Raw genomic sequence first — 24,833 nt, 5'->3', positions numbered from 1 at the left:
GAAAGCTCGGTTTTTATTGGTATTCGTTTTTTTATCACAATTGCTTATGTCGATCTTTTTATTCATTTCACTTTTTGCCAGCCTCATATTGAGACAGCATCGCATACTGTGCCGCATAAGCGAACATGAACATCCCTTCCAGATTATTTTTGTCTTTGTCTGCATGCCACCCTCCAAGAAGGTTCTGTGGTAATAAACCGGAGCGCAAAAAATGGGTATACCCATAGTCCAAATTCTGCTGAAAGGAGTCCATGTAACTTCCTTCTTTTTCAAAGACTGGAGAAATCTGAAGAAATCCCCGAAGTAATATGCCATTAAACCAATTGTTAAACCCCTCTGAAGCATAGGTATAATGCGCCGGAACCTCTGAACCTAGCTTGGCAAAGTACCGGAAACTGGCATTCGCCAGTTCCTTTCCCTCTTCCAAATAGACCTTAGATCTCGTCACCCGGTACAGGTCGGCAGCGCCAGAAATCATTGTACCACTGTTATAGGAAAAAGAAGTTCCGACGGCTTTCCTTAATTGGGTATTTTTTCGGTATTTTACGCCGTCAACAATTTCGTATGCAATGGTACAATCTGGATAACAGTCGCCCATCATATCATCATAGACGCCCTTATTATTCAATAAATGATCTTTTTGCCAAGCATAAATCCTTTTAGCAAAATCCAAATAAAAATCACTTTTTCGGAGCATTTTAGAACGACGAGATTGCTTGTCCTGTGCATCGATATAATTATATGTTATCTGATCGTTCTTTTTCCTATAGATTTCATGCAGCCAGACCAAAGGGCTAATCATTGGAGCATTGCTACAGGCATGTTTGGTCACATATCCGGGGCCCCATGGAATTCCACCGTTCTCAATTCCTTGACTATTGCGGGTGCAGTCCCATCCATCCAGGACGTAAGCTGTTAGATATTCTGCTTCTTTCAAATAGGTATCTTTACCGGTCAGATGGTAAGCTTCTATCAATTCCCGTATTATCCACATTTGATCGTCATAAACATTCAGGATACCGGTTACGTTAGCTCCGCCTTTTTCGCTCGCCCGGTCCACCGCATATACGGTCCAGTCCTTAGTTTGTGTAAAAGAAATCAGGTTGAAGTTCCCCAAATAATAAGCAGCATTTTCATGGAGCTGGGCCAATAGCTCAACATAGCGCTGATAATGTTTATCAAATAGGCCAGGACTCCCTTTTTCTTTTTGCAGCCTAAGACCATTTAATATTGCATTGACAGCTTCTATCGAAGCGGAATACATCCATACGCTTGCCTTTTCTTCGGGGCGCACCTCCGTATCCGGATTATAGAAACGATACATGGCTTGCCTATCCGCTGAGAAATAAACTTCCATAGCCCGGTCAACGAGTTCCATCGCACGGACCAAGTTTTGCTCTTGGACAGGCTGATGGATATTAATATTGATAACAGAAAAGGAAGTTTGTGTTTCACCATGTGCGTACCGAACAATCATCATTGACACGGAAGCAACAACAATAAATTGCAGCTTTTTAAAGACTTTCATAAGTAAGATTTCGATTTATAATTAGTTCGAGTTCCTACTGGAAATACCTGCAGGAATTCTAACGCAAGGTAATGTCGAATGATTAATTTTTGGGTTAAAATCGGGTTAAAACGTAAAAATAAAACGATAACCCAAGCGACTATTTTTTTATATCATCATTGGAGATAGCATGCCTGTCGTGATTGTAACATAGCTTTTATTTTATTGCGCGCTTTTTTTTGCATACTTTTAATCCTGTAAGATATTGATAAGGGATATATCCTAACCGTTACGATTTCATAAAAAGCCGACAAGGGACAATCTCTATATTGAACAGCTCTTTGTCGACAACTATTGGTTTAAGTTTTTTTGATTGCGCTATGCGACGCTGTATATATATAGTTTTTTTACTTTTAATTCCGATACTTTCCCGATCTCAGGGGCTCAAGTTTAGAGCCGGACATGAACCCATAGATAAAAGAACCTCCTATGAATTGTTCAACAATAAAGACGTTTCTTTTGAAAAGCAGTTTACCCTAACATTCCAGCTATCCATATATGCATCAAACTCGTTAGGCAACATCTTCCGTGTCAAGAATAAAGACAATAACACGGTTTACAATCTATTTTATGACGAGGAGGCAGGAAATTGTATCTTCCGTCTGAATGAAGAGGGCAAAAGTAGTTTGATTATTGCAAAAATAAACCAACAGCGACTATTTAAAGAAGAGTGGATCGACGTCCAATTGACTTTCGATCTTCAGGAGCAACTATTCAAGCTCAAAATACAGGATCGGACCTTTCAGTCTCCAAAGGTGAAACTACCAAAACAATATAGCCCTGAGGTTATTTTTGGAAAAAGTGATTACCTGATCGATGTACCCATGATGTCCGTCAAAAATGTACGTATTGGAAATGCAACGAATAGATACTCCTTTCCATTAAAGGAGAATACAGGTCATATTGTCCACGATGAAAACGGCAAGGCTTATGGACGTGTCTCCAACCCCACTTGGCTGATTGTGGATTCTTACAAATGGAAAAATATTTTTACTGGCAGTTCCCCATCACAGGCCGGTTCTAGCTACAATCAACGAACAAAAGAGATTTATTATTTTAATCAGGACTCTATTACCATATTCAATGTCAAAAACAATCAGACAAAGAAGCTCGCTTTTCATAACCCCTGTCCCGTCAAACTGGTTTTAGGAAACAATTTTATAGACTCGATGACAAATAAACTATATGTCTATGAGCTTTTTTATACGCAACCTTACTTAGGCCCTACAGTCGCCAGCCTTGATCTTGAAAATTTAGAATGGAAAGTTGAAAGCTATGACCTGATAAAAAAGGAGCTAAACCATCATGGGTCTTTTTATGATGAAAGACGTCGGCAGTTCTATATTTTTGGAGGTTACGGAAATATGGCCTATAGTGGCGAGTTTAGGCGCTATGACCTCGACTCCGGCAAATGGCAAACTGTCGAAGGATGGTCAGGTGATAAAATTTTTCCACGCTATTTTCTGACAGCAGGCCAAGGACCTAAGGATCGAACAGCTTATATATTCGGCGGTATGGGAAATGAATCCGGTGAACACATTGTCGGACGAAAATATCTTTATGATTTCTATCAGATCAATCTAGACAGCAAGAAAATCACAAAAAAATGGGATATCGTTTGGAAAGACAAACATATTGTACCTGCCCGTGGTTTGGTCTTCCCTGATAGCGCTCACTTCTATGCCTTATGCTATCCGGAATATCTGACTAAATCCAATATCCAGCTCTACCGTTTTGCTATTCAAGATGGAAGTTTTGATATATTGGGAGACTCTGTCCCGATCTATTCAGATAAAATAAGTACACATGCCCAACTTTATTCAGATAAGCAATTAGGACGGCTTTTGATATTAGTTCAAGAGTCAAAAGATGACATACAATCGACGCTAAAGGTTTATTCGTTAAATATGATGCCAATAACCTTCGCTGAATTAAATAGCTTCCCGACATACCGTTCAAACCACAAAGTACTCTTATTGTTAATGTTGTTTGGAATATGTGGGCTTGGCGCTTACATTATCTGGGGACGAAGCGGAAGGAAAAGAAGCACTATTCCTATCACGCAGGAATCAACATTTCCTATCGCTCCAATAGCGGGAACAAATCAATTGCGACAAAATGATGAATATATTCGCGCAAATGCAATTTTTCTATTTGGTGAGTTTCGTGCATTTGATCGAAACAAACGTGATGTTTCCCATTTATTTAGCACAAAGCTGAAGCAGGCATTTTGCCTCATCTTGTCCCACAGGTCGGGGATCAGTTCACAATATTTCAGCCTGCTGATGTGGCCTGACAAATCAGAAGATAAGGTAAAAAACTCCAGAGGGGTTACGATCAATCATTTACGAAAAGTGCTGAGCGAGTTTACAGGAATAGAACTTGTACATAAACAGGGCCGATTCTTTATCGAAGAGACGAATGAATTCTATTGTGATTATTTAGAATGCATCCATTTGATGGCAAATCCTTCCAATATCAATGAAAATAGACTCATACAGATCATCCAAAGAGGCAAGTTTTTACAGGGATTGGATCAGCCTATCTTTGATGCCTTAAAAGCTGAGGTTGAACAAAGTTTGCTGCCCATTTTACTGGCGGAACTTCAGCAAGCGGATCTCGGACATCAACATAAAAAAAGTATTGAGCTGGCGCATACGGTATTCCTATTGGACCCGCTAAATGAACAGGCTTTATTTTCTGAAATAAGAGCGATGTTTGCTCTCAATCAACAGCATGATGCCCGTATTAAATTTCAGCAATTCTGCCTCAATTATAAACAGTTGATGAATGAGGACTTTCCGCACCACCTGGATAGAATTATATAAAAAAGGCCAATCATACGACGAGGTATGATTGGCCTTTTTATATAACCACCAATAAATTTAGGAAACCAATACCTCGCGATGACGTTTTACGAATTGCTTTTTGAGCAGATATAGTTTGTAGTGATCATACAAACCAATTATCAGCAACACAAAACAAACGACATAAAATGTTTTATTGGACAGATAATTAAATGAAATTCCGCTGAGTAGCCCTCCCATTACATAACTAGTGACAATGGTCAGCAGCAAATGAAACTTATCTACCAAATCTTTATTGTTTCTATTGGATTCTTTGGTAAACATAGATATGAGTATCGCCAAGTCGGTCGTCAAACCGGTCAAATGGGTTGTTTTCACTACTGAATTGGATATACTCGCCGTCAGTCCATTTTGCAGGCCCATCGCAAACAATAAGGCCCCGACCAATATTTCGGTTTCCTTTAGCGAATCTTCATAGAAGATATCGAGATATATACCGACAAACAATATACTTAAAATTTCCAATACCAACGGTATCGAATGTGTCAGGTATGCGCTGAACTTACCCTTACCATGGATGATAATCAAATTGGAAAACATGCTTCCAATTAAAAACAACAATATCCAAAACAAAACGACAGCCCCTTGATACCAGTTTCCTTTCGCTATCTCCTGTGCAAAAACGGCATAATATCCTGTTACATTAGATGTAAAGGAAAAAAATACAATAACAGAAGCTACGTTGACCATGCCAGCTGAAAATGCCGTTAGTCCGCCCAGCTTAATATTGTCTTGAATCGTTCGATGATTGCTATATTTCCTTAGCATATTTTTCCTTTCCTCCTTTTTTCAGCACAATACGTGCTATTCCTTTCGTTTGCATATCCAGGTTGAGATGTAAGACGAGCTGGTTTTTATTCAGTTTCTGAATAATAAAGCTTTCCACAAGCTCATTATTTTTACGCAGCTCAAGGATATGTCCCCTTCCTTTTAGAAACCAGTTATACTGCTTATCCTTGTGATGGGCCACAAAATTCTTTTCACCCATTTTTTCAAAATGCCATAGGCCATCCTGTAATGGCGGCAAATGCGCGATGGCCGCATCTTTGATTCCTTCATGGATAATCGCCTGTTTTTTGAAGGTTGGTGATTTCTCCACCTTTTCAAAGTACCAGCCCTGTTCTTCCCACTCTCCTTCTAAAAGTCGTTCGGGGTTTTCATAAAGCATGACCATCGCTGATGCCCCAAAAAGCAACAATGCCAAAAAGACAAAGTTGAATCTTGCCAGTATTTTTCTTTTAATAGTTAACATCCCATTGTTTGTTAAAAAATAAATCCGCTAAGACATTGCTTCCTGTTTTGTTTGTTGCCGGTTTTTCGACAATATTTACATGCTTACGCTTGTTTTCATTTAAGTGCAACAAAGCCTGTCCAACATCAAAAAAATGTCTTGTTCTTTTTTCAAATTGATAATCTGTCGGAATCTTGACTTCGTCAATACGGGCTCCGTTCAGATAATGATGTAAATAATTGGGATTGTCTGTACCAATTATATCTGTATAGATATTCAGTTTGCGATTTTCATACCGATGACAGATTATCTGACAGGCTTTCAAGAAATCCTCAGACTGGAGATCGCTGAGCTGGTCCTCAAGTGTTATTCCCAATAACTCACTGATTGAAGTGCTGCTTTTATTTCCATAAACCAAAATGACATCCAGCTGTTCGGCCTTAGACTGCTCAATACTATGGATTACAAAAAAAAGTGAATCAATTGTAAAATCACTTGGAATCAATACACGCGTTGTTTTTGCCATGCCCAATTATTTTTTTAACAAAGTTAATGGCCACGCATGGCAACGGAATGAAGCTAAAATTAGCTTTTCATTAGAATTTAAACAGGCTTATTAAAATAGGATTAAAAATAAGGGGAAAATTAAAATGAGATTAAAATTTAGTTCCGGCCTTATAATACAGTTCTGCTAACGCTTTCCGATAGTCGGTAAAAAGTTTCTCCTGCTTTATCTTCATCTCGATCAGCTTATTTTCTCTGCTATTGACAACAAATAATGTCGATTCCCCAAGTCTGAACTTATTCAACTCACCTTTAAGCAATCGCTCCTGATTACGCACATTTACCGACTGAAATTCAATTTGTTTGCTATATGCGCTTAAATCGTTATATTTTCTCATGATGTCATTGTAAATATTTCGCTCTTCAATACGTCTTTCAAACTGTAGATGATCTTGTTTAATTCTTACTTCCCTCAATTTTCCGCGCTCACTACGGATGAATAGAGGAAATGCAAATTCGAATCCCAATTTATAGTTATGCCAGTTAAAATCATATGCTGGGGGGATAAAATTATTGAAACCGTGACGACTTGAGATAAGTGTACCTGAAATATTTAACTTTGGTTTGAGCATTTCCTTTCGGTAACGTTCCTCAAAAACTAATTGCTGGCTTTTACTGGCAAGTTTTATTAATTCGGGATGTGCAACTTTTGCGGAGTCAAGAAGTCCTAAAATCACCTTACTGTCCGGCAAAATCGCTGTACTATCCGTTTTATTAGGTACAGCATGCTCAGGAAGCTCAACGGGAAGTTGCTGTGCATTCCACAGATGATTGGACAACACTATTCTTGCATTCTGAAGTTCAACTTCATATTTTGCCAGTTCTATTCGCCTCTCTTGTACAACAACCGCTGCTTCAACGGAATCAATTAGTGGCTTATCCCCCAATGCTGTCTGTTCGCTGATCGCCTTAAATCTCGTATCGGCTAATTTCACGCCTTCCAGCAAAAGTTCGTATTGCTTATAGGCAAAATACCAGTTCCAATAATCGGACAATGCTTGATACCAAATGGTATTGATCTGTTTAATCTTCTCGGCCTCAACATAACTTAACATGGCCTTTGCTTGCCGTAAAGTGTTTCTTCTACCGTCAATTACTAAGCCCTGTCCCAGTGGAATGCTGATACCCACGGCAGACAATCCATCGTTGTTCGTTCTTGATTGAGGATCGGTGTAATTTCCAACATTTCGATCATAAGCGATTTTTAGGTCCGCACCGGCCAGCCATAATGGAATTTTTAATTCATTGTTCCACTGATTATAATAGTTGGTATTACCAAAATTTTTGTTTTTAAAATTCGAATAAATAGTTGGGTCAAATTTTCCCGCAGCTTGCACAACCTGGGCTTTAGCAGTTTCAGTCAATAGATTAATTTGCTTAACAATTGGATGATGGGCCATTAAAAGTTCTTCCAGATCATCTGTTGTAAAATCTATTTTTAAGCGATCTGCCCGCTCTTGTGCGGATAGGTTATGAAAAAGAACAGCACATAAGGCTATAAGGATAAAATTCAATTTATTCATATAATTACAATCACTTCTTCCTGTCTTCTTTCGGTTCACGCTCCAAACTTGGTGGAAATCCATTTAATTGCCTCCAGATCTCATACCATAAGGGGACTTTATTTAAAATGATTCGACCATAGGCGCCAGATCCCAGATTGAGCTGCGCAGGCCAAGGTTCATCACCCTTGGGAACGGGATCTGTCGGACGTATCAAGATTCTAAATTGACCATTCGTGCTACTCACTTTATCAATGACCGAGACTTTTCCGGCAAAAGTGCCTACCGCCACAGAAGGCCAACCTGAAAATTGGATCGATGGCCAACCATCAAATTGAATTCTAACATCACTCTCCGGCAAGATAAGAGGCACGTCCATGGCATTGACATACAGTTCTATGGCAAGTAATGGCGTTTTGGGCTGTAGTGTTGCCACGGATTCTCCTTCTTTCATATTTTCACCGATGCCAGCCTTAAAGGTTTTTACAATATAGCCGTCCTGCGGAGCCCGGACAATATAAAGGCCGCGTCTTATGTCGATATTGGAAATCTCATTTCTTAATTTAGCGATATCGCCCTGTACAGACGCCCTTGAGGAAAAAGCCGAACTTAAATCCGACTGTGCTTTAGCCAATGACTCATTATATTTTGCCCGAATATTATTGAGTTCGATGCGTGCATTGGATAATGCCTGTCTTGAGTTTAACAACTTATTTTCAGCACTGACCACCTTAGCCCGATCATTCTGTAGGTTTAAGCGCCTAGTCTCGATATCTGTAAGGGAAAATAAGCCGTCCTGATAACCTTCTTCATAACGTTTTAGTCTTTTTTCGCTTGTTTCAAAAAAACTCATTATCGCAATCACTTCAGCACTATCACTTTTAACAAGATTTTGAGCTTGTATAACCTTGTTTTGAGCGGATTCCAACTGATAAGTCAGGCCATAGTTCAAGGCCTTGATCTGCTCTTCCGTCGCATTCATTTTTTGCTGTGCAGCAGATTCTCCACTTCGCTTAGCAAGCAACTGCTCCTCTAATCGTAAAGGCAAATTGGGGTCAAAGTAAGATTGTGATGTCTCTGATAGGACTAAAATTGTATCTCCTTTTTTGACTTCCTGGCCTTCTGTCACCGCCCAACGTTCAATTCGGCCTCCAATTTGATTCTGTATCGTTTGAGGTCTGTCTTGTGGCCGCAATGCAGTGACGGAGCCCTTCCCGGGTATTGTCTGTCTCCAGGGCAGAAATAAGGCAAAAGCAAAAACCAGTCCTGATAGGATCAGGATACGGCCCAATAGCAAAGATCCTTTATCTTTTAAAAGGGCGTGAACTGAATGATGGGAAAGATCTTTCCAGCTGACAGCTGTCTTGACAGGTTGCTCCTCATTAGTCAACATAATAAGCTGCGCCCTCCTCTAACGCCAGATCAGTGACGGTGCCTAACTTGACAACACCGGTCAACATATCAAAAATGGTATTTAAGTTTGTCATTAGTTTTTCTATGGCATAGCCAATTTGGACGATGACCACTTCTGCGGCGACAAACTGACCAAAAGTTATTTGCCGCTCAACAACAAAATAAGATCCCAGCAAAAGCATTATGCCAAATAATGCGGTGCGTAGCAGAACGGACCCAACAAAGAAGCGTTTTAGCACTTTAAAATGCTGATTCCTGGAATTCAGATATTTGCTTACAATCGTATCAGTGACTTGAGTAACTTCATTCATTTTGACATCATTTCCACGATAGTGGCCAATATCCGCCGCAACCTGTTCCAGATAAGCAACAGTGGCATACTTTTGTTCCGATTCATCAATACTTGTTTTCAGTCCACGTTTATAATACAAAACAAGTATTATAGCCACAGCGAATATAACCACGAGTCCAAAGGCTAAAAAAGCCGGATGATAAAAAGACAAGAGCACGACACTAAAGAATATGGTTACAACCGCAGCAATGATATCTATCAAAAGCTTAATAATACCCTTTTGAATAATAATCACATCAAAAAAACGGTTCACCAGTTCCACAAGGTTTTTCCCAATTAATTCTTTGGGCTTGATCCTCGGAAGGCGATAGGCAAATTCCATTGCTGATTTTAGAAAGATTTTCTGTTCTAGATATTCAACAAGTGCTAATTGCCCGATCAGAAGAGATCCTGCAACGATAACACCCAATAGAACAAAAGCAATTAAGATATAGGTGGAACTATACATCGCACCATTGCTCAAAAAGTTAAAAATTGCTGTTATCCCTATTGGAATGGTTAAACTAAAAATACCGATAACGATAGCGTAAATAAAAATATAGTTAATCGTATTCCGTTCAGTATGCAATAAATTGACTAAACGTTGTAGAGCTGATGGGCCGCCTTGTGTGTGAGCCATATAAATAGAAAATAGTTTGAAAGTATGCGGAGATAATTTCTTTAAATAATCAATGTAATATTAAGTGACCAAAATGGGATGAAGAACATGGTCCTTTAGTTTTCGTAATGCTTTTCCTACATCGAAAAAATTGCGGTTTTTATTCTGATAGCTATAATTAGCTGGTATCTTGATTTCGTTTACACCCGCCCCTCGAAGGTAATGTTGTAAATAATTGGCGTTATCGGTTCTTATAATATCCGCATAAATAGTCAGCTTTCGGTTCTTAAATCGTTGGCATATTGTTTCACATGCCTTCAAAAAAGCATCAGACTGAAGTTCATCGAGCTGATCTTCCATTCCGATGCCTATGAGCTCGCTCGCGGATGTACTACTTTTATTACCATAAGCAAGAATTACATCAACTTCTTCAGCTGACGATGCTTCAATACTCTGTCTTACAAAATAGAGTGAATCAACGGTGAAATCACTCGGGATTAATATGCGTGTCATTTTGGCCATACTTCTTTTGGACAAAATTAGTCGGCACAAATGGCAACTGAATGAAGCTAGAATTAGCTTTTCATTAGAATTTTAACAACTTATTAAAATGGGATTAAAAACAGTCCCGAGGCATTAGAATGCTATTAAAATCGAAGATAAGTAGGCAATTCGATTTCTACTGTAGTACCTTCGCCAACGACAGAATTAACCTTTAGCGTCCCACCGTGAAGCTTAATAATATTTCTCGCTAGTGGCAAGCCAATACCATATCCGTCTATACCACTGGTGTTGGACGCCCTAAAATAGGGATCATAAATATATTCCAATTCTTTTGAAGGAATCCCGATTCCCTTATCTTTTATCAAAATAAACACTTTATTATCCAATGCCCCCAAAGCGATATAAGCTGTTCTATTAGAAGAATATTTACAGGCATTGCTAATGATATTGGATAATGCAAGCTGGAGTAAAATTGCGTTTCCATTGACTTTGAGTCGCATACTATCATCCGGAAGCAGACTAAAATCGGTTGTAATTTTAAATTTATCATTGATGGCTTTGACCGTCAACTCTGCATCCATCACGATCTGATCTATACGAACAGGATTGAATGTTGTTGAATTGCTCACAAAGCCGGTACGTGCTAACAGTAAAAGTGCTTTGGTCTTTTTTTCCAGATGTTCAGCAGATTCAATAATTTTAAGTAGCGTGCGTTGGTATTCTTCGATTGTTCTCTCTTTGGAGAGTGCCAGATCGGCCTGTCCGATAATAGAGGTCAGGGGTGTATTTAATTCATGTGAAGCATTGCTGATAAAGTTTTTTTGTGTTTCAAATGACGTTTCTAGGCGCGTCAGCATACTGTTAAAGGTAAATGCCAGATCATGAAGTTCACCCTTATATTTCTCTTCGTCAAGCCGTTTATCGAGATTCTCAGAACCAATCTGCTGGACTTCTTTCATCATTGTAAGAATAGGCTTCAAAAAGGAACGTTTCATGAATACTGAAACCAACGAGATAAAGAGGATACCCAAAATCAAACTAATAATGAGCAAATTACGCAGGTAGGCCAAGTGATGTGTATAGAAGTAATTTTCAGCCGACGCACCGATAATATAATTTTTATTGTTTTTTGAGAAATACTTTGTCGAATAGAATTGATGTCCAGCTTTGAAATTTGATGTTCCGGTCTTATTAATTTTATCCCATAACACTGAATGAAAGCCCTGACTTCTTAAAATCTCCCCGTTCTTATCAAATTCAACAAAAAATTCATGTTGATTATTTAGATTTTCTATAAAATCCAAACTCCACTGATCCGTTTGTGATGCAGATTTACCATTGAGGAATTTTTCTGCCGCAATATTTCTCCGCAGATCCAGGCGCTTATAAAAATCCGTAAAAGCAAAGTTTGTAATCGAATAAAAGATAAAGCCAACGAAACAGCTGACGTATATGACTAATATTGCAATTAAATAGATGAGTTTCCTATTGTAATTATTCATTTGAACCTATTCTGTCTGCTTAACCTATTCAGTCTTCAATTTTTAACACATACCCCATTCCGATAACGGTATGGATCGCTTTTTTGCTGGTGACCTTCTCGATTTTCTTCCGTAAGTAATTCACATATACATCCACGACATTTGATCCGATATCAAAATTAATTCCCCATATTTTATCCAGCAGCTCACTGCGCTCAAATACTTTCTTAGGGCTCTGGATAAATAATAGAAGTAAGCGATACTCGGTACTTGTCAAATTGAGCTCCTGACCTTCACAATAGGCAATTTTTTTGTAATCATCAATCGTTAGAAACCCATAATTGAATGTGTCTTTCGGAGGTAGAGTTTCACGTTGTGTCGCCTGAACAATGGATTGTTGTCTACGGATCAACGAACGTATTCTGGCTTTGAGTTCGATGAGTTTAAATGGTTTGGAAAGATAGTCATCGGCGCCATTGTCAAGCCCAAGAACCACATTTTCTGGCGTACCAAGGGCTGTTAACATCATGACTGGCAAATCGGTGTACCCCCATTGCCGAATCTGTTTACAGATATCAAGTCCGTTGGTGCCCGGCAAAAGAATATCCAACAGAACAAGAGAAACATCTTGTTTAGCCAATAATTGTTCGAGTCCTTCTGAGCGTCCGAGATGAATGACCCTATAACCTTCTTCTCCTAATCCCTGAACGATCAAATCTGCAACGTCCTGCTCGTCTTCAACCAAAATAATTTTTTGCTCCTCCATATTCATCATAATCTATATTTCCTGTTATAGCTCCTCATCCAAACCATAAAAATACTGTTTTGATACTATAGACACAAATCTCTTAGCCTTGATCAAGGGCATCAGGACTATATCGATCAAAAGAAGTGAGTATCAGTGTACGGTTTATTGGCTATAAGACGTAGCCCCATTCGTATGTATATGACGGCTAGGGCTACGTTATCATATTATTCAGCTGAGTCCAAGGGGGAATTGACTTCTTCACTCTCCTGACGACGCTCGTTAGCAGATTTATCCTCTGCAACTCCGATTTTCCAATAGGAATAAGCGTAAAGTTCTTCCTTTCTCCAACCGAGGTCTTTACGCAAATAGTTGCGTATCTTCCTAACGGTCGAAAATTCGGCAGCAAAATAAGCAAACCGGGCTGTCTGGGGAAGAGATCTCATCTTCACCAGATCTGCGAGCAGACTTCCTTCTTGCGGTACTTCATTATACAACCAGATAAAGTCTATCGCTGCTTTTGTATATAATTTTTGTACATCTTCACGGCCATGAACTTCAATGATACAAGTTCCTTTGACAGATGCCAGCAGACCTTCCAATATAGCACCTAATACGGGAAGAGCTGTGGCACAATTTCCAAAATGCCATCTCCAGTCAAATAAATGCGAATATAGTGCGGCGTCAGGTATTCATTTCGGCTGACTCTTAATTCAGTTTATATAATTTTCATCTCAGCTCTGCCCATAGTGTAATAAATTTAAGGGTAAATGATATGTCGTATTTTCATAACAATATTAAAAATAATTCTAAGTAACAATTTTAAAAAATAGCTATTTCCATACTCCATCAGGGAACAATTAAAATATCCAAGTCACTTTATTTTTTCAATTTGCTTGGTGGAAATCCAAATTTTCGTCTAAAAGCATCTGAAAAATGACGCTGATTTTTATACCCAACGGCGTCGGAGACTTCACCAATGGTCATGTTTTTGTCTAAGATGAGTTTTTTGGCATGTTCCATTTTTGCATCATTCCAAAAGCCAAAAACGGTTGTACCAAACAGCTCCTTAAACCCTTTCTTTAACGTAAACTCGTTTGTCCCGACCAGATGGGCCAAGTTGACAAGTGTGTTATTTGAATCTATATTTTCAAGTAAAAATTCACGAACCGCATAGATTTTATCGACATCAGTCTTTTTAAGCGTGGTATTCAAAATAGTTGTATCGGACAACTGTTCCAATTGAAGCAGCAATAATTCCATGATCTTTGACTCAAGGTATATTTTTTTAAAAATCCCTTTTCGCTCACAGGTTACTATACTATCGATAATAGCATACATTTCATGGGTAATTCTTCTATTACCATCCTTAAGTAAGCCAGATTTTCCTTTATCAATAATATTTCTAAAGTCATTAAATAAGATCGAATTATCGGGTATAAATTTCTTAAAAAAAACTGGTGACAAGTTTATTTCGCACAATTGAATCTCATTACCTTCCCATTGTATCTGACCACAGATTGAATTGCCATAGAGAATATTATGCTGATAAGTCTCAAAATTAATGGTTTTAGATAAAGTTCCTCCTGTAGCCTGGCTCTTGCCTTTCAATGCAAAATGCATTTCAACAGTCTCAAAGTCACTTTCGAAACGAAAAAGTACGCGTTCATATAAATTCGCATGACCATAGCCTATATGAATTCCGTCAAAGAAAATCTCCTTGTAATAACCTTCACCAAATGAAGCCCCCAGATGTGTGACGCATTCCTGGATACCGCCATCGATAGAAAAGAAAGTCTGTGGATAGTTTCTTTCCAATAACAAATTAGCCGAATCAATATCATAAAGCCTTAATCCCATTCCATATTTCTTAAGTTTTCAACTATTCCTTTTCGCGGACTTTTTACTCCTCATTGCATACCCAACAATAGCACTTTAGCTATTATCTTTGGCTAAATTACAAATTTATTTAGAATGATTCTTAATTATTTAATACCATTTGGCTTATGCAAAAGAAAAATAGCAATATTGAGCAGTTTTTAACAGATCACATCGACATGCACTTAATCCCGGATAGCATTTATAACAATATCAAAGTAGGCAACCCTCTGGCGAGCAAGCTCGACGTTATTTACGCGGCCGAAAAGGCAATGGTGCTGGACTTTGCCTGGGAATTTCCCAAAGGCTTGGACACCTTTGTCCACGACGAACGCTATCCACTTTCCGCAGAACAAAAACGACAAATTAATTTAGCACGTATATATTTAAAAAACACACAAAGTACAGCCTCGGATGCCGATATTTCGACTCCTGATATATTTTAGCGATCTATTTGCAGGAGGAAAAGAGAGACGATAGCAAACTGAGCGGTTTGTCTGTACCACCACATGATACCCCGATCAATAGCCATTCAAGACCAAGAATAGATGTATTTCCGATGTTTTTGATCAGATCAAAAAACGGCTTCAGATTGTCTGTCAACCAATTGACCGCGATGGTTATATATTGTCCTGTGTAGACGCTTTACTCTCGGTTCGATAAGTGCAACGATGAAAAAGAAATTAGTCTTTTAAAGATGAGCTATGCTAAATACAGCTCCAAATATACTTCAACAAATACAACGAACAACTTGGACTGGGCTCAAAAAAGGCTTCAGTACTAGCGGAATAAACTTACGCCATGCTGTCTTTTGGCAGCATAAAAGTACGAAAAATAAATTAATCGCCTTTTTGGACACATAAACAACACACCACCAACGCGTTATAAAATTGTAAAACAAAGGGTAAAAATAGGAGTTAGCGGCTGCTAAAATAGACTATCCCGTAATCCATATTTTAAACACAACGACTTAGCCTTATTTGCAAAGGCTTGGCGGTAGTAACCTGGCAATTTTCCATCTGAATCAAACAGTCGCTGGTACTTTTGCAATAGCTGTGGATAATGCTTTTCAATAGCGCGCATGACCAGCGCGCTATTATCTGCTGGATCACTCCCATATAAAGCAAGGGTGGCAGGAAAAATATAGCTAGCATCAATAGCCTGAAAAGTCTGAAATAGCAGTTCCAGGCTCGCTCCAGTATCCGAAATATAGGGCAACAGTGGCATCAGACTGACCCCACTATGGAGTCCGTGTTCACGCGCTTGCCTTAATGCTTCCAATCGTAACGAGGGTGATGGAGCCCCTGGTTCGAAAATACCGGCAACACGGTCATCTATTGTTGAAAATGAGAAAGTAACAAAAGCCTTATGTGTTAATTTTGACTGAAGATCCTCAGGAAGTATTGCCGTGGCATTAATCGCTCTCAACAAATCAAAATCCCGGGTCACTAAGTTTGACTTTGTAATAATATGTACCGGAAAACGACAGTGCAAGATGACCTCCAACAGCTGTCTGGTAAGCAATTCGCTCTGTTCCAACTGCAGATAAGGATCTGTCACAGAAGAAAGAACGATAATTCCATACTGCTTTTTTCGCGCACGCAGAGACAACTGTTTTTCCAAAAGTTCGACAGCATTGCTTTTCATACTCAACTTTTCAGCCATGTTTATCCCGTACTTACTTCCCCTAATATAGCAATACAAACAATTGAAAGAGCAACCACTATAGGGATTCAGCGTATAATCGTCAAGAAACCAAGGATCTCTTCGTTTGGTCTTATTGAGAATGGATTTCGCAATTATACGGCGCATAATATCCCATTCACTTTAAAACGTTCTACCCATACCTCTCGATGCAGGCCACACCTCCTTAAAACCATATTGCGCATAAAGCTGGGAAGCAACACCATCTGCGATCAAACTGACATAACAGCTTTCAGGGAGGTTTGAATTCATATATTCATCAAGTTTCTGCATAATCAGCTTTCCAAGTCCTTTTTTCTGATGCTCGGGAAGCACGCAGATGTCAACGACCTGGCAATGGCAAGCACCATCGCCTACAATTCTACCCATACCTACTATTTCATTATCGTTGTCCTCATCTAAAATAGCCACACAGCATAGGGAATTTTCCATTCCTAGACGTGCAGCTTCCTCCGTTTTTGGAGATAAGCCTGAGTGTTCCCTTAAAAATTGATAGCGCTTATAATCTATCTTCTGATATACGGCTTGATAGTGCATAGTAAAATGATCAGTTTATTCGCTATGAAATTATTCATAATAATACATTTTTCAAAACCACATTGATTATACGATACTAAAAAACGCCATAAATAGTTATTCTAAACTACAAATTCCAGTTGGGGATCAGCACGCTATGTTTCCTTAAATCACTTCAATTAACTGGGTTTCGCTGTATTTTCACCGGCGGAAAATCACTTCGGATGGACGAATGCTCCTAAAAAACCTCTTTATTCAGCGGATAATCGCAAATATTTAATTTTCAATGCATAATAAATATTTTAATTCATTACCTTTATAGCATTGAAACAAAACTCAACACCAGCCATGTTTATCGGCGCTGTCAAATGGTTCGACAATAACAAAGGATTTGGTACCCTTGCGTTACCTTCCGGAGAAGAACTCTTTGTGCATATACGCAGGTTTAAAATTCCTCCGGAGCATATTATTCAGCCTGCTGAGGTAATAGTCGGAGACAAAAAGTCTGACCCCAAGCGGAACGGTTACTTAGCCCACAACTGTAAAATCCTCAAGAGACCTGAAGATTGGAAATTCGTCATCTCTCTCTTTGAAAAGGATCATATTGTACTCATCCCCGATAACCACGGCCACGAGCAAAAGCACAACCTCACCTCATTAGCAGCAAGACAATTATTACGAGCCCAGGGCAAAGACAACGTGGTTTCCATGTTGACCTCTCATTTTGACTTCCGTTTCAACAGCTCCATTTTCTTAGCTTATGCTGAATTGCTTGACAAAAGTATCTCAGGCATTTTTGAAAAAGAAATAGCATCTGAACTTCTCGCTCAGGTTTTCACATACTTTGGGAACCATGTTTCACATCAGATTTTATTCAGGGTATGGAAAGAAAGGATGTTCAGGTATATTGGCTATCCGGCCGATGGCGACTATGAGATTCCCGAAGAAGTGCTTAATCTGAACGCAACGGAGATAAATTACGATGATTTAATACGAATCAGGGCTTACAGTTTTGGTAAATCTTTCTGTAATGATTTTGTAGAAGCATTATTTGACGATTTGGAAACAATGGACAAGCAAGATATCGAGCCCTTAATTCCCTATATTGATTTCCTTGAAAACGAAGATTCCATTGAGAAAATCAATCTGATCATGCAGTAAAACGAAGCGGAATGGGTTTGCCAGAATTATTATTCACATTACTAATCAAATTCTTACCGAGTCATTATTACATAATTGACTCTTTCCGTAACGATGATGACTTTTTAGCGGTACTGCTGCTGATGGGTTCTTTCGTGTTTCTGGCACTCACGGTCATCAGCATCCTTCTTGGTTTACTCTTTGTAGCAACAATCATCCTGCTTATTAGCGGCGGCATTATTTCAACATCGGTTATCGTCGGAATACAACAGCGGTCAATAACCAAAGGTTTCAAAACTCTATTCCTTTCTTCAGCCATCGTGGGCAGCACTATAGTTTCCGTTATATTTTGTATTTTCCTGAATGCCGTCTATGATTGGCACAGCAATAATACGGCTATTTTAATCGGCATTGGCCTGGGCATTGTTTTGGGTATAGGATTAGGTTTACTTACCTTCAAAGCCATGACTGAACTTTTCAGGTTTCTGACGAATAAATACCGGAAATAACAGCCATCTTCACAAATTATCTCCTTCCTATTCCACATATTTAAACCGAAGAGCAGTCAGACTCGCCTTATCACCATTGCCTTCGACCAACGAAACAGTTATTTTATATCGTCCAGCCTTTTCAAATTTCATCCAGCCCCAGGAATACCAATTATAGACATGGGCCGACTCTTGTTGGTTTTGAACAACCTCGCCCGCTGAATTTTCAATACGCCATACCATCCGTCCTTCGCCTGCATAATTCATGTCTACCTGATAATAACCAGGTTTTTTGACAGCTATTTCATAGGAGAACTTACTTTTTTCTGTCCATTTACTGACCTGAACAACATGTTTCCATTCACCAAATTTCTCCATCCACGATTTTCCTTCTTTATTACAGCCCTCCACCTCTCCAAAATCAACGGGAATAACGGTTTCCAGTGCTGGATCAACTCCCAGCATTTCTTCGACCTGAGCTGTACCGTTTACCTTAATCTCGATAACGGACACCATCTTTTCGGGGGCAATTTTCGGAATATCAATTTTAAGCCAGTCCTTTTCAAATGTATAATTCAATTTTTCTTGATCTTTCGAACCCCGGAGTTTAATCGACTGAACCCCTTTGGTCAAGCCCGGAACGTATAAGGTTCTATCTGCAGGCCAATGATAGACCAGTAAGGAAATACGATCCCCCTGCACGGTGGCATCGCCCCAAGGTAGCGCATGCTTCCAAGGTGATGCTTGCGCACCATAAACCGTTTCGGGATAACGCTTGATCCAAGCACCTGCATTGCGCAGAGCCAAACCCGCCTGATCCGGAATAGAACCATCCAGTTTCGGGCCTACATTCAGCATGTATGTTCCCCCACGTGCGACAGTTGATAGTGTGCGTTGTAATATCTCCCGGCTACTCTTCCAATTATTGTCATACCAAGCATAGCCCCAGGAATCATTAGTCACATCAACCGTTTCCCAAATGCCATCCACATTCTCCCGAGGTACTTCCATGTCCCCGAGTGTAGAATAATCTCCCAGCCCATGCCCTACCCTTCCAGATACATATGCTCCCGGTTGATTTTTATGCACCAGTTCAACAAGCTTCTGTGCGTATTTTTTATCCATTCCACCCGGCGTATCAAACCATACCAGTTCTATAGGACCATAGCCTGTTGTAATTTGCTGTACCTCAGGATAGCATTTCTCCCAAAAGTAATCGTCAAAAGATTTCGCTTTACCCTGTGCATCAACCTTAGGGCCACCGTTTCCACCGGGATAAGTCCAATCCTGGTTTTGAGAATAATAAAATCCAAAACCGATGCCGCCTTCTTTACAAGCTTGCGCCAATTCAATCATTGGATCGCGTTTAAAATCCGTCGCATCGACAATATTGAAGGGGTTAACTTTCGAATGGAACATTGAAAATCCGTCATGGTGTTTACTGGTAATAACGATATAACGCATTCCGGCATCTTTTGCCAGCTTTACAATCGCTGTGGCATCAAACTGATCCGGATGAAAAGAAGACGCCGCCAATTTATATTCCGCAGGGGGAATATTCGCCATGCTCTTGTTCATCAGCCATTCTCCGATTCCATAATAGGTTTTTCCCTGCCATTTATTTGCTAATTGGGAATAAATACCCCAATGAATAAATAGGGCATATTTGCCCTCCCGGAACAGCTTTCCCCTATTTTGTGAAACAGCACTTTTCCCGCTGCCACCATCCCACATCTCTTCCATTCGTTGCGCAAGGGCATAATATGCACATAATGTACTGATTGCTACCCCGAATACGATCGTTTTAAAACTCATCGCAAAAAACTTTTGATACATCCGTATGCAACATTATACCTTAGGCATACTATACCCGTTTTGATAAATTTTAGCCAGATAGCGATCTGCATCTTTATCATTGAAAGTGCGCTTATTTTTATCCCAGTACAGCTTCTTTTTGCTTCGATAAGCAATATTCCCCATCTGGGAAAAAATGGCAATATGGGCACCCGCCTCGATCGGCGCATGCAGTCCTTCACTGGATTTATTGCGAACAGCTTCTATAAAATTGATCATATGTTTATCCAGTCCATTATCTTTTGATGGCTGAAATACGACAGCTTCCATACGGCCTTTTTCAGGAATAACCTCCCAGCCTTCACGATTGACCACCAATGTGCCATTATTACCGATAAAAGCGACCCCATGTGTTTTTTGATAAGGCCCGAGATCTATTCCCGTTGCCTGTTCCCACTGGACATTGAATCCGTCAAACTCGTACACTGTAGTTAAACTATCCGGAGTTTCAGCCGCATCATCAGGATAAGCAAATTTTCCTCCGGCGGCCATAACGGATACCGGATCAGAAACTTTCATTCCGATCAGGGCATAGTCCAACATATGAACGCCCCAATCCGTCATCAGCCCCCCCGCATAATCCCAGTACCACCTAAAATTAAAATGAAAACGATTGGGATTGAAAGCCCGTTTTGGGGCAGGTCCAAGCCACTTGTCATAGTGAACACCCGCAGGAACCGAAGCATCAGACAGCACCGGAATGCTTTTCATCCAACCTTGGTACGCCCAAGCTTTAACCAACCGGATTTTACCCAGTTTGCCACTATGGACAAAAGCCATTGCATCCCTAAAATGCTGCTGACTCCGTTGCCATTGCCCAACCTGTACCACACGTTTATATTTTTTTGCTGCAGCGACCATGAGCTCACATTCCCGAATGGAATTTCCAATAGGTTTTTCAACATATACATCTTTACCCGCTGCAACCGCATCTACCATCTGTAAACAATGCCAATGGTCGGGTGTAGCGATGATCACAACATCCACATCATTCGCCCGGAGTAAATCTTTGTAATCAATATAGGTTTTAACTGTAATATTTCGTTTTTTTAATTCTTCCACTCGGTTGCTGAGTATATTTTCATCTACGTCACAAAGTGCTGTACATTGGACACCGGGAACTTTCAATATCGCATTTAGATTGGACCAGCCCATTCCGTTTACGCCGACCAGCCCGACACGCACAGTTCCAGATTCCCTGCCGAAAACAGGTGTATTGGCAAATAGCACTGAGGCCGTCAGGATCCCGGTATTACGGAGAAAATCTTTTCTTTTCATTGTTTAATTTGGTTTAGTTTGTTTTATTTTTTGATTAGATCTATCATCTTTTTGGTAAAGACGACTCATGCAGCACTTTCCCTACAGATAACTAATATAACATTTAATCATGAAGATCAGGAAAAATAAGGAAATTCTCTTTCCATTGAAATGAGTTTTACATTTTCAGAAAGTAGCCGCCGGTCTTCCCGCGATGTGCCTTCCAGCTTTCATGCCCGAAAAAATGCAACCGCCCAAAAATGTCCCTTCCAATGCTCTGTATCCGTGCATGCCTCCGCCTCCAAAACCAGCCACCTCTCCGGCAGCATACAGTCCTTCGATAATTTGGTCCTCTACTGTCAGAACCTGTGCATCAAGGTTCGTCTTAATCCCGCCCAGCGTCTTACGTGTCAGCACATGTAGCCGTACAGCAATCAATGGTCCATTCCTCGGATCCAATATCTTATGTGGAGAAGCAACTCTTCCTAGCCTATCGCCGAGATATTTTCGCGTACTACGGATATAATTGACCTGGGTGTCTTTCGTAAATTTGTTATCCAATTCACGGTCTCTTGCCAGGATCTGTGATTCAATAAATTCATAATTTAACAGATCATCTCCGGAAAGGAGATTCATTCTTCGTACCAGCTCCGATAATGTGTCCGAAACGATAAAATCCACCCCGTGCTCCTTAAATGCCTCAACCGGTCCAGGCGCCTTGGCACCGAAAATCCGTTGGAGGAAGAGTTTATAATCCCTATTAGTGATATCTGGATTTTGTTCGGAGCCGGAAAGCGCAAATTCTTTTTTAATGATTTTCTGTGTCAAAATAAACCAGGAATACGAATAACCACTATGTTGTATATGCTTTAGCGTACCCAAGGTGTCAAATCCCGGTAAAAAAGGCGCCGGAAGTCTATTACCTTTCGCATCGAACCAAAGAGAGGAAGGACCAGGTAAAATACGTATACCATGATTGGGCCAAATCGGATTCCAGTTCTGGATACCTTCGGTATAATGCCACATGCGATCTTTATTGATCGTGTGGGCGCCGATCTGTTCAGCGACCGCAATCATCTTTCCGTCTACATATGCGGGAACTCCAGAGATCATCGCGGATGGAGCTGTACCCAGCCATTCAGGCCAGTTCTTTCGTACAAGTTCGTGATTGGCGCCAAGCCCGCCCGAAGCAACGACAACGTGCGGCGCATGATATTCGAAGGTGTCAATGACATTTCTATTGGTCGCAGCCCCCCTTTCCTTATCATCATCTTCTAAAATATCACCAAATACCCCTTTTATCGCATCATTTTCCATAATCAACCTGGTAACACGATGCCTAAATTTAAATTGCAAGAGTCCATTTTGTTCCGCAGTATAGGCCTTTTCAATAAAGGGTTTAACGACTCCTGTTCCAGTACCCCAACTTACATGAAATCTGGGAACCGAATTTCCGTGACCGGAAGCACGGCCATCTCCACGCTCAGCCCAGCCTACCATAAACATGAATTTAATACCTAGCTTCGTTACATACGCGTATTTCTCACCGGCCGCGAATTTCAAGTAGGCATCGGCCCATTGACGGGGCCAGTAATCAGCTGCCCGATCAAAACCTGCGGTACCGAACCAATCTTGCTGCGCCAGCTCCAAAGAATCTTTGATCCCCATACGACGTTGTTGTGGTGAATTGATAAAAAATAGACCGCCAAAAGACCAAAATGCCTGTCCCCCGATATTTCTTTCGGTCTCTTGATCCAATAGAAGTACTTTCTTTCCTACATTGGTAATTTCCATTGCCGCAGTTAATCCTGCCAGACCAGTCCCGATAATGATAGCATCAGGTTTAAATTCTTCTTCTATCCGCATACGCTATATATCAATGTTCTATATTCTTTACGGTTTCGTGCAGTTAGTTCACTTTTGTCTCCCCTAAATTTACCTGTTTCTCTTTTGATGTACAAAGAGAAATAAAATTCAAGCTGTAAAAAGAAGGTCAATCTATAATTAAAATTATATACAATTGTAATTTAACTTATTTTAATGATAGAAATTACTATTCTACCTTTGCACTATCAATCCTTGGAATCATCGTATTGAGCAAGTCGCCCCTTTTGATTTGATTAAAATATTCAGAGGGCAGTAAAGATTAAAATAACAAAATATGGAATACAGAAAATTAGGAAGAACAGATTTGGAACTTTCAGTAATCACCTATGGTGCTTTCGCCATTGGAGGAAATATGTGGGGTGGTAATGAGAAAAAAGACTCTATCGAATCGGTACGAGCTTCTATTGATCATGGAGTTACTACGCTAGATACAGCTCCTTTCTATGGCTTCGGTTTAAGTGAGGAGATGATAGGCGAAGCGATAAAAGGTTACGATAGGTCTAAAATTCAGTTGTTGACCAAATTTGGTTTACTATGGGACGGAAGTAATCAGGGTAAAGGTGAATTTTTCTTTGATGCCGAGGAAAATGGCAAAACTATCCCTGTTTACAAATATGCCTCAAAGGCCAGTGTGATTAAAGAAGTCGAAAACAGCCTAAAACGCCTGCAATCGGACTATATAGACTTATTGCAAATCCATTGGCCAGATAATACTACACCCATTGCTGAAACAATGGAAGCCTTAGATTTACTTTTGCAACAAGGAAAAATTCGTGCAGCGGGTGTAAGCAATTATAGTGTTGAGCAAGTTTCGGAAGCTCAGAATTCAATCCAGATCGCAAGCAATCAGGTCGGTTACAGTATGCTAAACCGTGGCATTGAGCAAGATCTTGTACCTTATGCACAACAGCATGATTTGAGCATCATTGTTTATAGCCCAATGGAACGTGGCCTACTTACAGGTAAATACTTTAGTGAAGGTAAATTGAAAGAAAATGATCACCGTAACGGCTACTTTCAGCAATTTGATCTCAAAAAAGTACAAACCTTCTTAGATACCATCAGTCCAGTGGCAGCTGATAAAGGCGTTACGCTCTCACAATTGGTACTGCGGTGGACAAGCTTGCAACCTGCTATAACCGTTGTATTAGCTGGAGCGCGAAACGCTGACCAGGCTATTGCAAATGCAGAAGCTACAGCAATCGATCTCACGATAGATGAGCTATCATTTATCAATGGCGCCTTGGCCAAGATTTAAATTTTAGGCATAAAAAAACTCTTATGA

Annotated in this window: 22 protein-coding genes; 5 read left to right on the top strand and 17 right to left on the bottom strand. The window is 40.0% G+C overall.

The window, feature by feature from the left end:
- Window positions 1-67: 67 nt before the first annotated feature.
- On the bottom strand, window positions 68-1,528 hold the full coding sequence (locus tag ABTV71_RS08885) for a glycoside hydrolase family 76 protein (RefSeq protein WP_433902951.1): 1,461 nt from the start codon (window positions 1,526-1,528) through the stop codon (window positions 68-70).
- A gap of 359 nt (window positions 1,529-1,887) precedes the next feature.
- Here ABTV71_RS08885 and ABTV71_RS08880 point away from each other — a divergent pair, with 359 nt between their 5' ends.
- Window positions 1,888-4,395 carry a kelch repeat-containing protein gene (locus tag ABTV71_RS08880; RefSeq protein ID WP_433902950.1) on the top strand — a complete coding sequence of 836 codons (2,508 nt, stop codon included), beginning with the start codon at window positions 1,888-1,890 and terminating at the stop codon, window positions 4,393-4,395.
- 57 nt (window positions 4,396-4,452) lie between these two features.
- On the opposite strand, the gene ABTV71_RS08875 is transcribed toward ABTV71_RS08880, so the two are convergent.
- The 11 genes from ABTV71_RS08875 to ABTV71_RS08825 all read right to left on the bottom strand — a co-directional run bounded on the left by ABTV71_RS08875 (window position 4,453) and on the right by ABTV71_RS08825 (window position 14,684).
- A complete protein-coding gene (locus ABTV71_RS08875; protein WP_121125977.1) occupies window positions 4,453-5,202 on the bottom strand; it encodes a YoaK family protein in 750 nt (249 codons plus the stop codon).
- A complete protein-coding gene (locus ABTV71_RS08870; RefSeq protein WP_121125978.1) occupies window positions 5,186-5,686 on the bottom strand; it encodes a hypothetical protein in 501 nt (166 codons plus the stop codon). The genes ABTV71_RS08875 and ABTV71_RS08870 overlap by 17 nt, the downstream gene beginning before the upstream one ends.
- Window positions 5,673-6,191 (bottom strand): hypothetical protein, encoded by a 519-nt coding sequence (locus tag ABTV71_RS08865; RefSeq protein ID WP_121125979.1) that lies wholly within the window; start codon window positions 6,189-6,191, stop codon window positions 5,673-5,675. The genes ABTV71_RS08870 and ABTV71_RS08865 overlap by 14 nt, the downstream gene beginning before the upstream one ends.
- A 130-nt stretch (window positions 6,192-6,321) precedes the next feature.
- The gene (locus ABTV71_RS08860) at window positions 6,322-7,752 is read right to left on the bottom strand and encodes a TolC family protein (RefSeq protein WP_433902949.1); all 1,431 of its coding nucleotides are present in this window, start codon (window positions 7,750-7,752) and stop codon (window positions 6,322-6,324) included.
- 10 nt (window positions 7,753-7,762) lie between these two features.
- Window positions 7,763-9,124, bottom strand: coding sequence for an HlyD family secretion protein (locus ABTV71_RS08855; RefSeq protein ID WP_433902948.1), 1,362 nt, complete (start codon window positions 9,122-9,124; stop codon window positions 7,763-7,765).
- The gene (locus tag ABTV71_RS08850) at window positions 9,114-10,115 is read right to left on the bottom strand and encodes an ABC transporter ATP-binding protein (protein ID WP_433902947.1); all 1,002 of its coding nucleotides are present in this window, start codon (window positions 10,113-10,115) and stop codon (window positions 9,114-9,116) included. Before ABTV71_RS08850 ends, ABTV71_RS08855 begins: the two co-directional genes overlap by 11 nt.
- A gap of 60 nt (window positions 10,116-10,175) precedes the next feature.
- Window positions 10,176-10,607, bottom strand: coding sequence for a hypothetical protein (locus ABTV71_RS08845; RefSeq protein WP_147430492.1), 432 nt, complete (start codon window positions 10,605-10,607; stop codon window positions 10,176-10,178).
- 134 nt (window positions 10,608-10,741) lie between these two features.
- Window positions 10,742-12,100, bottom strand: a complete 1,359-nt coding sequence (locus ABTV71_RS08840; RefSeq protein ID WP_121125984.1) for a HAMP domain-containing sensor histidine kinase — start codon at window positions 12,098-12,100, stop codon at window positions 10,742-10,744.
- A gap of 28 nt (window positions 12,101-12,128) precedes the next feature.
- A complete protein-coding gene (locus tag ABTV71_RS08835; RefSeq protein WP_433902946.1) occupies window positions 12,129-12,854 on the bottom strand; it encodes a response regulator transcription factor in 726 nt (241 codons plus the stop codon).
- A gap of 197 nt (window positions 12,855-13,051) precedes the next feature.
- On the bottom strand, window positions 13,052-13,516 hold the full coding sequence (locus tag ABTV71_RS08830; RefSeq protein ID WP_433903704.1) for a siderophore-interacting protein: 465 nt from the start codon (window positions 13,514-13,516) through the stop codon (window positions 13,052-13,054).
- 187 nt (window positions 13,517-13,703) lie between these two features.
- Window positions 13,704-14,684, bottom strand: a complete 981-nt coding sequence (locus ABTV71_RS08825; RefSeq protein ID WP_121125985.1) for a helix-turn-helix domain-containing protein — start codon at window positions 14,682-14,684, stop codon at window positions 13,704-13,706.
- Window positions 14,685-14,830: 146 nt separating this feature from the next.
- Between ABTV71_RS08825 and ABTV71_RS08820 the strand changes: the two genes are divergently transcribed.
- Entirely contained in the window at window positions 14,831-15,148 is a 318-nt protein-coding gene (locus ABTV71_RS08820; protein ID WP_121125986.1) for an ABC transporter ATP-binding protein/permease, read from the top strand.
- A 481-nt stretch (window positions 15,149-15,629) separates the two neighbouring features.
- On the opposite strand, the gene ABTV71_RS08815 is transcribed toward ABTV71_RS08820, so the two are convergent.
- Both ABTV71_RS08815 and ABTV71_RS08810 read right to left on the bottom strand, forming a co-directional pair.
- Window positions 15,630-16,514 (bottom strand): SPL family radical SAM protein, encoded by an 885-nt coding sequence (locus tag ABTV71_RS08815; protein ID WP_121125987.1) that lies wholly within the window; start codon window positions 16,512-16,514, stop codon window positions 15,630-15,632.
- A 15-nt stretch (window positions 16,515-16,529) separates the two neighbouring features.
- Window positions 16,530-16,943 carry a GNAT family N-acetyltransferase gene (locus ABTV71_RS08810; protein WP_433902945.1) on the bottom strand — a complete coding sequence of 138 codons (414 nt, stop codon included), beginning with the start codon at window positions 16,941-16,943 and terminating at the stop codon, window positions 16,530-16,532.
- Window positions 16,944-17,246: 303 nt separating this feature from the next.
- Between ABTV71_RS08810 and ABTV71_RS08805 the strand changes: the two genes are divergently transcribed.
- Both ABTV71_RS08805 and ABTV71_RS08800 read left to right on the top strand, forming a co-directional pair.
- Window positions 17,247-18,083: a cold-shock protein gene (locus ABTV71_RS08805; protein ID WP_433902944.1), complete on the top strand. Its 837-nt coding sequence runs from the start codon at window positions 17,247-17,249 to the stop codon at window positions 18,081-18,083.
- Window positions 18,084-18,094: 11 nt separating this feature from the next.
- Window positions 18,095-18,571, top strand: coding sequence for a hypothetical protein (locus tag ABTV71_RS08800; protein ID WP_433902943.1), 477 nt, complete (start codon window positions 18,095-18,097; stop codon window positions 18,569-18,571).
- 27 nt (window positions 18,572-18,598) lie between these two features.
- On the opposite strand, the gene ABTV71_RS08795 is transcribed toward ABTV71_RS08800, so the two are convergent.
- From ABTV71_RS08795 to ABTV71_RS08785, 3 genes are all read right to left on the bottom strand, one after another.
- Window positions 18,599-20,365 carry an alpha-L-fucosidase gene (locus ABTV71_RS08795; RefSeq protein ID WP_433902942.1) on the bottom strand — a complete coding sequence of 589 codons (1,767 nt, stop codon included), beginning with the start codon at window positions 20,363-20,365 and terminating at the stop codon, window positions 18,599-18,601.
- Window positions 20,366-20,398: 33 nt separating this feature from the next.
- Window positions 20,399-21,682, bottom strand: a complete 1,284-nt coding sequence (locus ABTV71_RS08790; RefSeq protein WP_433902941.1) for a Gfo/Idh/MocA family protein — start codon at window positions 21,680-21,682, stop codon at window positions 20,399-20,401.
- A gap of 165 nt (window positions 21,683-21,847) precedes the next feature.
- Entirely contained in the window at window positions 21,848-23,527 is a 1,680-nt protein-coding gene (locus ABTV71_RS08785) for an FAD-binding dehydrogenase (RefSeq protein ID WP_433902940.1), read from the bottom strand.
- Window positions 23,528-23,822: 295 nt separating this feature from the next.
- Here ABTV71_RS08785 and ABTV71_RS08780 point away from each other — a divergent pair, with 295 nt between their 5' ends.
- Entirely contained in the window at window positions 23,823-24,806 is a 984-nt protein-coding gene (locus tag ABTV71_RS08780; RefSeq protein ID WP_121125992.1) for an aldo/keto reductase, read from the top strand.
- Window positions 24,807-24,833 lie beyond the last annotated feature (27 nt).

Origin of the sequence: Sphingobacterium puteale (assembly GCF_050986225.1) — a bacterium.
In the GTDB taxonomy this organism is placed as follows: domain Bacteria; phylum Bacteroidota; class Bacteroidia; order Sphingobacteriales; family Sphingobacteriaceae; genus Sphingobacterium; species Sphingobacterium puteale.
This window is presented reverse-complemented; position numbering and strand designations above follow the sequence as displayed.

Coding starts and splice junctions, on each gene's coding strand:
- ABTV71_RS08885 (WP_433902951.1), bottom strand. CDS start 1,528: ATGAAAGTCTTTAAAAAGCTGCAATTTATTGTTGTTGCTTCCGTGTCA.
- ABTV71_RS08880 (WP_433902950.1), top strand. CDS start 1,888: ATGCGACGCTGTATATATATAGTTTTTTTACTTTTAATTCCGATACTT.
- ABTV71_RS08875 (WP_121125977.1), bottom strand. CDS start 5,202: ATGCTAAGGAAATATAGCAATCATCGAACGATTCAAGACAATATTAAG.
- ABTV71_RS08870 (WP_121125978.1), bottom strand. CDS start 5,686: ATGTTAACTATTAAAAGAAAAATACTGGCAAGATTCAACTTTGTCTTT.
- ABTV71_RS08865 (WP_121125979.1), bottom strand. CDS start 6,191: ATGGCAAAAACAACGCGTGTATTGATTCCAAGTGATTTTACAATTGAT.
- ABTV71_RS08860 (WP_433902949.1), bottom strand. CDS start 7,752: ATGAATAAATTGAATTTTATCCTTATAGCCTTATGTGCTGTTCTTTTT.
- ABTV71_RS08855 (WP_433902948.1), bottom strand. CDS start 9,124: ATGTTGACTAATGAGGAGCAACCTGTCAAGACAGCTGTCAGCTGGAAA.
- ABTV71_RS08850 (WP_433902947.1), bottom strand. CDS start 10,115: ATGGCTCACACACAAGGCGGCCCATCAGCTCTACAACGTTTAGTCAAT.
- ABTV71_RS08845 (WP_147430492.1), bottom strand. CDS start 10,607: ATGACACGCATATTAATCCCGAGTGATTTCACCGTTGATTCACTCTAT.
- ABTV71_RS08840 (WP_121125984.1), bottom strand. CDS start 12,100: ATGAATAATTACAATAGGAAACTCATCTATTTAATTGCAATATTAGTC.
- ABTV71_RS08835 (WP_433902946.1), bottom strand. CDS start 12,854: ATGATGAATATGGAGGAGCAAAAAATTATTTTGGTTGAAGACGAGCAG.
- ABTV71_RS08825 (WP_121125985.1), bottom strand. CDS start 14,684: ATGGGATTAAGGCTTTATGATATTGATTCGGCTAATTTGTTATTGGAA.
- ABTV71_RS08820 (WP_121125986.1), top strand. CDS start 14,831: ATGCAAAAGAAAAATAGCAATATTGAGCAGTTTTTAACAGATCACATC.
- ABTV71_RS08815 (WP_121125987.1), bottom strand. CDS start 16,514: ATGCGCCGTATAATTGCGAAATCCATTCTCAATAAGACCAAACGAAGA.
- ABTV71_RS08810 (WP_433902945.1), bottom strand. CDS start 16,943: ATGCACTATCAAGCCGTATATCAGAAGATAGATTATAAGCGCTATCAA.
- ABTV71_RS08800 (WP_433902943.1), top strand. CDS start 18,095: ATGGGTTTGCCAGAATTATTATTCACATTACTAATCAAATTCTTACCG.
- ABTV71_RS08795 (WP_433902942.1), bottom strand. CDS start 20,365: ATGAGTTTTAAAACGATCGTATTCGGGGTAGCAATCAGTACATTATGT.
- ABTV71_RS08790 (WP_433902941.1), bottom strand. CDS start 21,682: ATGAAAAGAAAAGATTTTCTCCGTAATACCGGGATCCTGACGGCCTCA.
- ABTV71_RS08785 (WP_433902940.1), bottom strand. CDS start 23,527: ATGCGGATAGAAGAAGAATTTAAACCTGATGCTATCATTATCGGGACT.
- ABTV71_RS08780 (WP_121125992.1), top strand. CDS start 23,823: ATGGAATACAGAAAATTAGGAAGAACAGATTTGGAACTTTCAGTAATC.